The following is a 12179-nucleotide window of genomic DNA, read 5'->3' as shown; positions in this document are numbered from 1 at the left end:
GTGAGCCGCATGGATGCGGCGACCTAGCTTACATGGACGTACTTGCAGCGGCCCCCGCAACCGGACCCACCCCGCCATCCCACGGAATGCACGCTGTTGCTGTTGCTTCGGCAGGTGCAGGGCGCAGCCCTGCCGAACAACCCTTTACTTTGCCTGCTCGCAGAACTTCTGCCGGTATTCGAGTGCCTTCGGCATCAACGCCTGCAGGTTCTGGATGCGGGTACCCGGGTTGGGATGGGTCGAGGAGAATTCCGGCGGCGCCTGGCCACCGCTGGCCTGGCCCATGCGCTGCCACAGCGGCACCGCCTCGCGTGGATCGAAGCACGCCGCTGCGGCCAGCATCAGCCCCACTTCATCGGCCTGCGTCTCGTGGCTGCGCGCATACGGCAGCAGATACCCATAACCCATCGCCGACATCATCATCTGTTGCTGCTGCGCATCCATGCCGCTGGCGGCGCCGGCCACCTGCCCGATCTGGGTCAGCTTCTGCTGGGCCATCCGCTGTGCACCGTGGCGCAGCAGCGCATGGGCAATCTCATGGCCCATCACCACCGCCATCGCATCGCGGGTGCGCGCCACCGGCACCAGCCCGGTGTAGACCGCCATCTTGCCGCCCGGGAGGCAGAACGCATTGGCCTGCTCGGACGGGATCACATTCACTTCCCACTGGAAATCCCGCGCGAAATGCGCCGGCTGCACGCCGTGCTCCTGGGCCAGCGCGGTCTCCACCACATCGACCTTGGCAATCAGCCGCTGGGCGATGTCACGCACATCGCGCGCGATCGGCGCATTGGGATCCATCGGCCGTTCCTGCGACAGGATCTGCTGGTAGGCCTGCAGCCCCAAAGCGGTCTCCTGCCGCGCATCCAGGCTGCTGTCGATCATCACCTTCTCGCCGGTATACGGATCCACCGTGCGGTTGGAAAACCAGTAGAAGACCGCATAGCCGGCGGCCAGCAACAGCACCCACCAGCGGATGTTGCCGAACAGGCCACGCCGTTGCGGGCCTTGCGGCGAGCGGGAGAAGGGATCATTGCGCATCGGGTCGGCTTCCAGCGGGCCCCGCCGGCCGGCGGGCACGGCGCAATCTTAGTGCGCCGATGCCAGCAGCGGGTGAAGCCGGCCGCCGATCAGATGCCGCGCACCAGGCGGAAGCCGATGCGCGCGTTGGTGGTATCCGAGTCCTGGGATTGCCGCCAGGCGGCACGGGTCTGCTCCGGCGCATTGGCCCAGTTGCCACCCCGGATCACCCGTGCGCGGCAGCCCGGGTTGAACCAGGCGGCGCCATCGGAGGGCGCGCGCCGGTAGCTGGCATGCCAGCAATCGGCCACCCATTCGCTGAGATTGCCGCCCATGTCGTGCAGGCCGAAGGCATTGGCCTGGAAACTCCCTACCGGTGCTGGCCCCCACCAGCCATCGCCATAGCCGATGAAGGCGTTGTGCCAATGCCGCCCGGACGGCGACACGTCCTTGCTGCCGGTGAAATTGCCGCTGCCCGGCGGCGGCGTGCCGGCATCGCCCCAGGGGTAGCGACCACTGCTGCCACCGCGCAGCGCGTACTCGAACTCTGCTTCACTGGGCAACCGGTAGCTGCGCCCGGTCTGCTCGGACAACCACGCCGCATAGTTTTCGGCATCGCGGATGCTGACGTGCATCACCGGCGAATTGGCCATCGCGCGGCCACCGTCGTAATCCGAGCGCCAGTCCACGCCGCTGCGGCGGATGAAGTTGCCGCTGCGTTCGTCATAGACCACCGAATGGCCGCGCCGCGTCGCCCGTGGGCGCGCATTGGTCGCCTTCACGTAGCGCTGGAAATCGCTGACCGTGACCTCGGTGATCGCCATCGCAAAGCCTCGATCAAAGCGCACATAGTGCGATGGTCGCTCGGCATCGCTCGAGCCCGGCTCGGCATCGCCGGCGCCCATCTGGAAACCGCCATGCGGCACCACCACCATCTGCGGCCCGCGTCCGCCATCGCGCATGGCGTCGCTGAACACCTGTCCAGGGCGGAAGCTGCCGTAGTGGGTGGCCAGGTCGATACGCTCACGCAGCTGGGCCACCACCGCGTCTCCCGGCAGGGCGATGCGCAGGGCCTCGGCCAGTTTCTCGCGCGCCGGCTTCAGGCCCTGCGGCGTGGACAGGTCGCGCAGGCCGTCATCGCGCAGCTGCAGCAATGCCGCCGCACGGATCTGCTCGATGCGCTCGAACGCGTCGGCGATGGTGGGCGACGAGTCGCGCACCTTGCTCGCTTCGGCCAGCCAGGTGCCGGCGCTGGCGAAATCACGCGTGCGTGCCGCGTCTTCGGCGCGGCGGATCAGTCCACTTTCGGCCGCGGCCAGTCCCTGCCGTGCGCGGCTGTTGTCCTCATCCAGTGCCAGTGCCTCACGGAAGTTGCCGATGGCCCCATCCCCATCTTCACCGATCCGGTCCGAGCGCAGGTCCTCTTCGCCGGCGCGGTTATAGGCCACGACCCGCTGGGCAAGCTCCACCCGTCCCTGCAGCGCACGCACCTTCTCGTCCTTCGGCGCCAGGGTCAGCAGCACCAGCGCCTGGCGGCTGGCCTCGGCCAGCGCCTCGCGCTGCTTCAGCGGCCGCACCAGCAACGCATCCGCCTGCTGCTGCAGGCGCTCGCGGGCGCGCTGCAGGCCTTGGCGGGCCTGGCGGTCATCCGGATCCTCTTCCTGTACCGCCAGCCACAGCGGGATGGCGGCATCGGCATCCTCATAGAGCCGTCCTTCGGCGAACGCCTGCTCGGCGGCGCGTCGCAACTGGGCCAGGCTGCGGCCCTGGCGGTCCACCCGCGGCGGCGTCCACTGCTGTACATCCTCGGCGGCATCCTCACCGGCGATGGTCACGCTGCCCTGCCCGGCCTGCGGGCGCTCGTCGCTGTCTGCGTCCGCGGACGGGCGCGCCTGTTCCCCGGCACTCCGGTCCGTTGCCGTGGGGGGCGACGGCGTGCAGCCGGCCAGGGCCAAGGCCAGGACGGTGCACAGCACGGGCGACAACGAAAAACGCAAGCAGAGCCTCCTTCGGCACGGACGCGCACCGACGTTAGGCTATTCTCCCCTGCCTGAGCAAACCCGAGTAGTAGGCCCTGACCCGTGGCAACCTGGATCACCACCCCCGCCGAGCTGGATGCGTACTTCCAGCAGCGCCCGACCCGCATCGGCCTGGATACCGAATTCATCCGTGAGCGCACCTTCTGGCCGCAGCTGGCCTTGGTGCAGATGGCGGTCGGGCAGGACATCCTGCTGATCGACCCGCTGATTCCCGGCATGACCGAGGCGCTGGCGCCGTGGCTGGCCGATGAATCCATCACCAAGGTGATGCACAGCGCCAGCGAAGACCTGGTCGCCTTCAAGTGGGCGTGCGGCGTGCTGCCGCGACCACTGTTCGACACCCAGATCGGTGCTGCGCTGGCCGGCATCGGCGGCGGCATGGGCTACCAGAAGCTGGTGGCGGAAATCACCGGCGTCGCCCTGGCCAAGGGCGAAACCCGTTCGGACTGGATGCGCCGCCCGCTTTCGGAGTCGCAGCTGCAGTATGCCGCCGACGATGTCGAGCACCTGTTCGCACTGCATGACGCCATTGATGCCAAGCTGCAGGCGCTCGGCCGCCAGCAGTGGCTGCACGACGATGGCGAGCGCCTGCTGGCCAGCGTCGCCAATGACGAAGACCGCTGGCCGCATCTGGCGATGCGCTCGGCGCAGTTCCTCGACGCGGCCGCACAGCACCGCCTGCTGCGCCTGCTGCGCTGGCGTGATGTACAGGCACGCAACAGCGACCGCCCGCGAAGCTGGATCCTGGACAACGAACTGGCCGCCACCCTGGCGCGCACGCCACCGGCCGACGAGGCTGCGCTGGGCAAGCTGTTCGAGCAGTTCCCGAAGGCACCGCGCAAGCTGGCCGGCGCGGTCTGGCAGGCGCTGTCCACACCGCTGGCCGATGAGGCCGGGGCACCGCTGGCACTACCCGCCAACGACAGCAACAAGCAGGCGGTGAAGAAGCTTCAAGACGCGGTGGCCGAGCGCAGCCGCGAGCTGGGCCTGCCGGATGGCGTGCTGGCCTCCCGCAAGCATCTGGAAAGCTATCTGGAACGCCGCCAATGGCCGGCAGCACTGGCCGGCTGGCGCCAGCAGGAACTGGAATCGCGGTTGCAGGCGCTGCTGCCGGCACGTTGATGGCACAAGGCGCCGGACCACGTCGGCGCCGTGCACCTCAGGCCTGCTGGGGCCGTGCTAGGGTTTGCCGGTACTGACAAGGAGACGTCGATGCAGACCCTCAAGATCGCGACCGCCTGCGCACTGCTGCTAACCCCGTTGGTCCTGGCATGCGCTGGGCAGGCCGCACCACTTTCCTATGCACAGGAAAAGGAGAACACAGCCAAGCTGGTGGACATCATTGACGGTGCCACCCGCGATGGTCTGGTTGCCGTGCTGGTGCCGGCCCCGTATGTCGTGCACAACGGCGGGCCAGGCGTCGGCTCTCCGGTCCCCGGCTTTCATCTGGGCAACCGCTCGACCGACCTGCCCGGGTTCTCGACGCGGGTGTCCTTCCAGCACAAGGACATTCCCTCCCAGGGCTATGTGCAGCTGTTCAACACCAACGAACTGGAAACCGGCCCGCAGCGGACGGTGTTGATGGACGTGTTCGAGGTGCATCTGATTCCGCCGGGCACCTATCTGCTGAACGGTGCGGAGAACTACCGCCTGAACACCCGCGTGGCCAAGCTGAAGCCGCTGGGGACCATGGACGAAGTATCGAAGGACATCGGCGCCACCCGCCTTGCCGACGTCGACTACCGTTTCTATTCCTGGAAGAAGGTCTGGGTACCACCGGGCGTCCTGACCGATCAGCACTCCCAGCAGGTCTGCATCTCGGTGCACGTGGCTTCCGGCAACTGCGTGGCATGGGGCACCCAGAACTACGAAACCTCGCGCCCGACCGAAGGCTACTGGGATGACAGGATCGTCCCTGAAGACATCCCTGCCGTACGCATCCAGGCGGTCATCGCCAAGGCCCACGCGCCACTGGCCTTCACTGCCCACGAAGGGCAGATCCTGCTCAGCCCCTTCATTGTTGCCGCCGACGGCGATATCGATTTCAACGCGAACGACTGCGCACCGGTCGACAAGCTGACGGGCTGCGCCCTGCGCCGCTTCAGGGTGCACTACCAACCCGCGCCGTTGGACGCTGCACGCAAGCACATCGCAATCACCTCGCGCGGCCTCAACGGCAAGCAGCGCAAGGTACTGGAGCGGATGGAGGCGATGCAGCTGCAGGTGCTGGGCCCCAGTGCGCCGTCCGATGCAGCGCTGGGCAAGGGCGTCAGCGCCACGCCTTGAGCACGGATGATGCCTGGCCAGCAACGAAAAACGGCGCTCGATGAGCGCCGTTTCCGTTACACGACGGGGTAAGGCTTACCAGTTCATGTTCAGCGAGACACCCACCGTACGCGGCTCGTTGTAGACCGCGGCCATGTAGTTCTCGATCACACCCTTGAGGTTCTTCTCGTTGGTGATGTTGCGCGCGAACAGCGCCACTTCGTAGGCACCGTAGTTGCCAGAGTAGCCGATCTTCAGGCCACCCTCGAAGTCACCCTTGGAGTTGAACTCCTTGCTGTCGTACAGCACGAAGCTGGTGTAACCCTGCTTGTTCCAGTCGGTGGACACGAACATGGTGCCGGCGTCGCTCACCGGGAAGTCGTAGCGGGCCGCCAGGTTGACGTTGTACTTCGGCGCGTTCGGCAGCGGGTTGCCGTCGATCTGCGCGAAGGTGTTGGCACCGACCTTGATGGTCGGGTCGCCGACGGTGCAGACCACCTGGCCATTGAGGCCGCAGACCTGCGCGTACACGCGCTTGTCCTTGATCTCGCTGTGCAGCAGGCTCAGGCCGGCGCTCAGGGTCAGGTTCGGGATCGGACGCAGCTCCATGTCCGCTTCGAAACCGTAGGCCTTGGCCTTGTCGGCGTTGAACAGCACGCCGTTGCCGTCCGAATCGTTGCCGTTGAGCTGGATGTCGTTGACGGTGTAGGTGAACGCGGTGGCGTTCAGGCGCAGGCGGTTGTCCCACAGGCTGCTCTTCACGCCCGCTTCCCAGGACAGGATGGTCTCGGAATCGGCGGTGGTGAAATCGGCATTGAACACCGCCGAACGGCCCTGGATGGTCGGGCCGCGGAAGCCACGCGCAACCTTGGCGTAGACGCTCACGTCCGGCGTGATCTGATACATCGCGCTCAGATCCCAGCTCGGCGTGGTGTCAGACATCTTGACGTCGGTGCGGCCCTTGTAGGTGACCACGCCGGCAGCGGTGTCCGCGGTCTTCAGCAGGCGGGTGTGCTTCTCGTCCTTGGTCTGGCGCAGGCCGGCGGTGACGGTGAACTTGTCGGTGAAGGCGTAGCTCAGCTGGCCGAAACCGGCCCACGAGGTGTTCTTGTTGCGCAGGCGCACCCAGTTGTTCGGGTTGCGGGCCGCGCCCTGCAGGAACCATGCACGCTGGTAGAAGTCGGTGGTGTCGCTGCCGTTGAAGTAGAACGCACCGGCCTGCCACTGCAGGGCGCTGTCGTCATGGCTGGTCAGGCGGAATTCCTGGGTCCACTGGTCCAGGTCACGGATGCGGCCCATCGACTGGCCGTAGCCGTTCGGCACGCCGTTGACCGGGAAGTTCACCGCGGCGCCGCCGTCGGTGTCGCCACGGCTGTAACCGGAGGTGGTTTCGTAGGCGGTGATCGAAGTGAAGTCGATCGCGCCGAAGTCATAACGCGCCTTCACCGAACCGCCATAGGTCTTGTACGCCTGCGGGTTGTTGCCGGCTTCGTCGTAGGCGACCTTGTCGCGCGGCACGTCGGTCTTGTTCGAGCCCTTGGTCAGCGCACCGCGCAGGAACAGGGTTGAGGTGCCTTCGTAATCACGGGCGTGGGCCGAGGCCAGGATCGAGAACTGGTCGCTCGGGGTCAGCAGCAGCTGGGCGCGCACGTTGCGGTCATCGAAGCCGCCCATGGCGTTCTTCTTCGGGCTGACCGTGCCGTCGGCGCTCGGGCCCTTGTAGGTGTTGTCGACGTAATCGTCGCGGTGCTGGTACAGGGCCGACACACGGAACGAGGCGATGTCGTTGATCGGGCCACCGAAGCCGCCGTCGATCGACACGCTGTTGTAGGTCGCGTAGCTGGCGCTGACGCGGCCGGTGTAGTCCTGGGTCGGCTTCAGCGTGTCGAACTTGATGATGCCGGCGGTGGTGTTGCGGCCGAACAGCGAGCCCTGCGGGCCGCGCAGCACTTCCACCTGGTCCACGTCATAGACCGGGTTGGACTTCAGCACCACGTGTTCCAGCACCACGTCGTCCTGGATGATCGACACCGGCTGCGAGGCACCGAGGTAGAAGTCGATGTTGCCCAGGCCACGGATGTAGAAGCGCGGGAAGATGCGACCGGTGGTGGTTTCCGCATACAGGCTCGGCACGCGGCCGGACAGCGCCAGCAGGGTGTCGTCGCCGCCGGCGGTGAAGTCGCGCATGCGCTCGCCCTGCACCACGCCCACCGAGACCGGCACTTCCTGCAGGTTCTGCTCACGGTGTTCGGCGGTCACGGTGATCGTGTCCAGGCCGGTCGGGGTCGGCGCGCTGTCCTGTGCGGCGGCGCCGAAGCTGCCGGCCAGGGCCAGGCCGGCACAGGCCAGGGCCAGCGGATGGCGGCGGAAGGAAACAAAGGAAGACGACATACCCGACAGGCGGCGGGAATCGGAATGGGAGGGCATGAAATGCTCTGAGGAGGCGTCCGTGCGGCCTGCGCGAGCCGGGCGGCAAAAAGGAGGAGAACTGCGCAAGCCGCCATTATCCCCCAAATTGTTACGATTTCGTTGCGCAGCACCCAAACCCGGTGAAACAAGCGGTTTCGGCACAGTCACCCGCTGATGTGCCTCGCGTCTCGACATGGAATTCCTTTGATCGGCTTGGCAAGCGGCAGGCGCTTGGCTAGACTGAAGCCCTGCCGTGGGGCCATAGCTCAGCTGGGAGAGCGCGTCGTTCGCAATGACGAGGTCAGGAGTTCGATCCTCCTTGGCTCCACCACTATTCAGAAGAACCCGTAGATCTCCGTGATCTGCGGGTTTTTTCTTTTCAGCCCCCCGGCTCAGGCCGGCTCCTCGCCGCCGTCCTTGCGCTGCGGGCTGCGCGAGTGCGTATCGCGCACCTGTTGATCGCGCTGCCCCGGCCGCTGCTTGGCCACGTCGTCCTGCTTCCTGTCCTGGCGGCTTTCCTGGATGCCCTGCTTCGGGTCCTGATCCTTGCCTCGCTCGTTCATTGAAATCTCCCTCGCCGGCGGAACGCCAACGTTGCCCATCACGCTAGAGGTTGCCGGGTAAGCCACAGGTCAGTCCTGTGCCAACGTCATGTGCAGGCACTGGCTTGCCGCTGCGGCCCCCGTGCAGCCAGAATCCGAGGCACCACGCCCACCGGTATGCCATGCCCTCTTCTGCCCAGCACGCAGCACACGCCGTGCCGATGCGCCTCGATGCGACCGACGGCAGCATCCAGCTCGGCAATCTGCCGGCCTTGATCTGCCCCACGCTCTCACTGGATGAAGCGCGCATCGCCTTTACCGCCTTGGTAAGTGGGGAGCGTGATGTCGGCACCGGCTATCACTGGTTGAGCCTGCACCGGCTCAGCCTGAGCGGTGCGCCCGCTGGCATCAGCCTGTGCTTCCACGGGCAACAGCTCGACATGGTGACGATGGGGGTCGATCTACCCGGTGCAGCACTGGAAGACGGCTGGCCGACCCAGGCCGCAATCGATGCAGAAGTCGCCTTCATGCGCCGCACGCTGGGTGCGGCGCTGGGTCGCAAGCTGAGCGGCGGCCAAGCCCGGTTCAACTGGGGCGAAGCCTGGGCCCGTTTCGATCCGAAAGGCTTCATGGCCAGCAGCGGCATTCGCTACTCACCACGCACGTGACCGCGCTCAGGTACGGGTGATCGACACCCCACCCTCCACGCGCATCGCGGTACCCGTAACGAAACTGCTCTCATCGCTGGCCAGGAACAGCGCCGCATTGGCGATTTCCTCCGGCTCGGCGAGGCGCTTGAGTGCGTGCAGCGAGCGCACGAAGTCGCGGGCATCGCCGGTCGGTGCGGCCTGCCGGCCCATCTCCGTATCGGTGCCACCGGGCAGCAGTACGTTGCTGCGCACGCCGCGCGCACCGTATTCGGCAGCGATCACCTGGCTCAGGCCGATCAGCCCGGCCTTGCTTGACGCATAGGCCGCCATGCCCGGGAATCCCACGGTGTGGCCGACGAAGGTACCGACGAACACCAGCGAGCCGCCGCCGCGCGCCAGCAGTGCCGGCAGCTGCGCGCGTGCCGCATGGAAGGCGGCGTCGAGATTGGTGGCCATCACCTCGCGCCAGGCATCCACCGGAAACTCCGCCGCCGGCACGCCCGGGCCGAGCATGCCGGCATTGTTGAGCGCGATGTCCAGGCCGCCGAATGACTGCTGGGCCAGATCGACCAGCGCCTGCGCCGTGCCCGGGTTGGCCGCGTCAGCGGCATGCACCACGGCTTCGCCACCGGCAGCGCGAATCTGCTCGGCCAGCGCCTGCAGCGGCTCCGGCCGGCGTGCGTTGAGCACCAGCTTTGCTCCTTCGGCAGCGAAGCGAAGCGCGCTGGCGCGGCCGATACCGGCGCTGGCACCGGTGATGAGAGCAATCTTGTTGTTCAGGCGCATGGTCGTGGTACCGGTTGTGAAGTGGCCGCCACGATGCCGTGCCTTTGGCCCGCCAACACTCCGTTTCCGGGCCCCACAGGTGAGTGCAGGAAACGGAGTTTCCGCAGCACCGTCACGTGCCAGAATCCGGCCATGGACAGTACCGCCACCACCGCCCTCGATGACCGCATCGAACGGGTCTGCCGCCACCTGCAGACCAGCCTCGACGAACCCTCGCTGCAGGAACTGGCCGATATTGCTGGCTGCAGCCCGACGCGCTTGCATCGCCTGTTCAAGCAGTCCACCGGGCTGACCCCCAAGCAGTACGCCGCCGCGCTGCGCGCCGACCGCCTGCGCACCGGGCTGGAACAACAGGAACGCATCACCGACGCCTTCCACGATGCTGGCTTCGGTTCCAGTGGACGCTTCTACGAGAACGCACCGAAGTTGCTGGGCATGACGCCCAAGCAATGGCGCGCAGGGGGGCGCGGCGAAGTCATCCACTTCGCGCTTGCCGAAAGTTCCCTTGGCAGCGTGCTGGTGGCCAGCAGTGCCACCGGCGTGGTCGCGATCCTGCTCGGCGACGATCCGGAGACACTGCTGCAGTCGTTGCAGCAACGCTTCCGCCAAGCCGAACTGGTCGGCGCCGACCAGGGCTACGAGCAACTGGTGGCGCAGGTCGTAGGCCTGGTCGAGGATCCTTCGCGAGGCGCCACGCTGCCGCTGGATATCCGTGGCACCGCGTTCCAGCAACGGGTGTGGCAGGCACTGCAGCAGATTCCGCGCGGGCAGACTGCCTCGTATGCGGATATCGCCGCGCGTATCGGCGCGCCGCGCTCAAGCCGTGCCGTCGCACGCGCATGCGCAAGCAATCCGTTGGCGGTGGCCGTGCCCTGCCACCGCGTGGTGCGCCGCGATGGCGACCTGTCCGGCTATGCCTGGGGCGTAGCGCGCAAGCGCGAACTGCTGCGCCGGGAAAAGGCAGCCAACGGCTGATGCAACCCGGTAGCTGCCGACCTTGGTCGGCACACCGCGCGGTAGCGCCGGGCCATGCCCGGCGAATCCCGGCGAACGCTCAATCCAGCTTCACCACCAGCTTTCCGAAGTTGCGCCCCTGCAACAGCCCGAAGAACGCCTCCGGTGCATTCTCCAGCCCTTCCACCACATCCTCGCGGTACTGGATGCGGCCGTCGCGCAGCCACTGCGGCATCTCGCGTTCGAACTCCGGCCACAGGTGGTTGAAGTCGTGCACGATGAAACCGCGCACGGTCAGGCGCTGGCGCAGGATCTGGCTGAACAGTGCGGGCAACCGGTCCGGGCCGGGCTGCTCGACGCCCCGCTCGTTGTAGGTCGCGATGGTGCCGCACACCGGAATGCGGGCGAAGTCGTTGAGCAGCGGCAGCACTGCATCCAGCACATGCCCGCCCACGTTCTCGAAATACACGTCGATACCCCTGGGCACCGCCGCGCGCAGCTGCGCGGCGAAATCAGCGGCGCGATGATCCAGCGCCACGTCCACGCCCAGTGTCTGCAGATAGGCACGCTTGGCTTCGCCACCGGCGATGGCGACCACGCGCGCGCCCTGCAGCTTCGCCAGCTGCGCCACAGTCGCGCCGACCGGCCCGGTCGCGGCGGCCACCACCAGCGTCTCGCCCGGCTTCAGGCGGGCGATTTCATGCAGGCTGGAATAGGCGGTGAAACCGGGCATGCCATACACGCCCAGCGCCGTACTCAACGGCAGGCCGGCCGGATCCAGCCGACGCCCCAGCGCCTTGGCCGGCAGCACCGCGTGGGTCTGCCAGCCACCCGGCGCCAGCACCAGATCACCTGCGGCTACACCCTCGGCGTGGGACTGCAGCACCTCGGCCACGGTTTGCCCTTCCATCACCGCGCCCACCGCCACCGGCGCGGCATACGAGGGGCCCTCGTCCATGCGTCCACGCATGTACGGGTCCAGCGACAGGTAGCGGTTGCGCAGCAGCACCTCGCCATCGGCCAATGACGGCAATGCAACCTGTTCCAGGCGGAAGTTGGCTGCACTTGGCGCCCCCTGCGGACGCGACGCAAGCACGATGCGGGAGGTGGTCGAGGGATCGGACATGGCCAGGTCTCTGCTGTTGCCAGCATCAGGAAAGGAGTGCCGACACTACGCCGCAGCCATCCCCGATGGCGGCCACGAAAACAGCGTTCCATCGCCCGGACCGGCGCAGGTCCGGCGCAGCCCTTGCCCTTGCAGCTTTGGCGATCGCGGCGATCTGCTGATTTCCACCGCAGACGATGATCGACTGGCCACGCCCCGCCCCACGACGGAGGATCAAGCACTTGCGAGCGCGCAGACGGCAATGTGAAGAAATCTTGGCAAAACGCTTGCCGAAGGCAGCCGACCTCCGTAATATACGCGTCCTTGGCAGCGACCTCGCTGCAACGAAACATGTGGCCGAGTAGCTCAGTTGGTAGAGCAGGGGATTGAAAATCCCCGTGTCGGCGGT

Annotated in this window: 10 protein-coding genes and 1 tRNA gene; 5 read left to right on the top strand and 6 right to left on the bottom strand. The window is 66.8% G+C overall.

The genetic code is table 11. From position 1 onward, the window contains the following. Window positions 1-144: 144 nt before the first annotated feature. Complete coding sequence (locus R1L06_RS19900) at window positions 145-1041, bottom strand: M48 family metallopeptidase (RefSeq protein ID WP_032130290.1); 897 nt, start codon at window positions 1039-1041, stop codon at window positions 145-147. An 89-nt stretch (window positions 1042-1130) separates the two neighbouring features. Then, on the bottom strand, window positions 1131-3017 hold the full coding sequence (locus R1L06_RS19895; protein ID WP_317218563.1) for a formylglycine-generating enzyme family protein: 1887 nt from the start codon (window positions 3015-3017) through the stop codon (window positions 1131-1133). Between the two features lie 84 nt (window positions 3018-3101). Here R1L06_RS19895 and rnd point away from each other — a divergent pair, with 84 nt between their 5' ends. Together rnd and R1L06_RS19885 are read left to right on the top strand one after the other, a co-directional pair. After that, entirely contained in the window at window positions 3102-4181 is a 1080-nt protein-coding gene (rnd, locus tag R1L06_RS19890) for a ribonuclease D (protein ID WP_032130292.1), read from the top strand. A 90-nt stretch (window positions 4182-4271) separates the two neighbouring features. Further along, window positions 4272-5345 (top strand): hypothetical protein, encoded by a 1074-nt coding sequence (locus R1L06_RS19885; protein ID WP_032130293.1) that lies wholly within the window; start codon window positions 4272-4274, stop codon window positions 5343-5345. Between the two features lie 75 nt (window positions 5346-5420). Here R1L06_RS19885 and R1L06_RS19880 read toward each other — a convergent pair whose 3' ends face one another. Then, entirely contained in the window at window positions 5421-7751 is a 2331-nt protein-coding gene (locus tag R1L06_RS19880) for a TonB-dependent receptor (RefSeq protein WP_317218562.1), read from the bottom strand. Window positions 7752-7988: 237 nt separating this feature from the next. On the opposite strand from R1L06_RS19880, the gene R1L06_RS19875 reads away from it, so the two are divergent. Further along, window positions 7989-8064 (top strand) — tRNA-Ala (locus R1L06_RS19875). 61 nt (window positions 8065-8125) lie between these two features. On the opposite strand, the gene R1L06_RS19870 is transcribed toward R1L06_RS19875, so the two are convergent. Next, complete coding sequence (locus R1L06_RS19870) at window positions 8126-8296, bottom strand: hypothetical protein (protein WP_165929940.1); 171 nt, start codon at window positions 8294-8296, stop codon at window positions 8126-8128. A gap of 161 nt (window positions 8297-8457) precedes the next feature. On the opposite strand from R1L06_RS19870, the gene R1L06_RS19865 reads away from it, so the two are divergent. Next, a complete protein-coding gene (locus R1L06_RS19865; RefSeq protein WP_317218561.1) occupies window positions 8458-8943 on the top strand; it encodes a hypothetical protein in 486 nt (161 codons plus the stop codon). A 6-nt stretch (window positions 8944-8949) separates the two neighbouring features. Here the strand turns inward: R1L06_RS19865 and R1L06_RS19860 are convergent, their stop codons facing one another. Continuing rightward, window positions 8950-9711: an SDR family oxidoreductase gene (locus R1L06_RS19860; protein ID WP_121504549.1), complete on the bottom strand. Its 762-nt coding sequence runs from the start codon at window positions 9709-9711 to the stop codon at window positions 8950-8952. Window positions 9712-9843: 132 nt separating this feature from the next. Between R1L06_RS19860 and R1L06_RS19855 the strand changes: the two genes are divergently transcribed. Then, window positions 9844-10686, top strand: a complete 843-nt coding sequence (locus tag R1L06_RS19855; RefSeq protein WP_317218560.1) for a bifunctional transcriptional activator/DNA repair enzyme AdaA — start codon at window positions 9844-9846, stop codon at window positions 10684-10686. Window positions 10687-10765: 79 nt separating this feature from the next. Here R1L06_RS19855 and curA read toward each other — a convergent pair whose 3' ends face one another. Continuing rightward, on the bottom strand, window positions 10766-11791 hold the full coding sequence (gene curA / locus R1L06_RS19850; protein ID WP_317218559.1) for an NADPH-dependent curcumin/dihydrocurcumin reductase: 1026 nt from the start codon (window positions 11789-11791) through the stop codon (window positions 10766-10768). Window positions 11792-12179 lie beyond the last annotated feature (388 nt).

This window comes from Stenotrophomonas mexicanensis (genome assembly GCF_032911605.1).
Classification (GTDB): Bacteria; Pseudomonadota; Gammaproteobacteria; order Xanthomonadales; family Xanthomonadaceae; genus Stenotrophomonas; species Stenotrophomonas maltophilia_A.
This window is presented reverse-complemented; position numbering and strand designations above follow the sequence as displayed.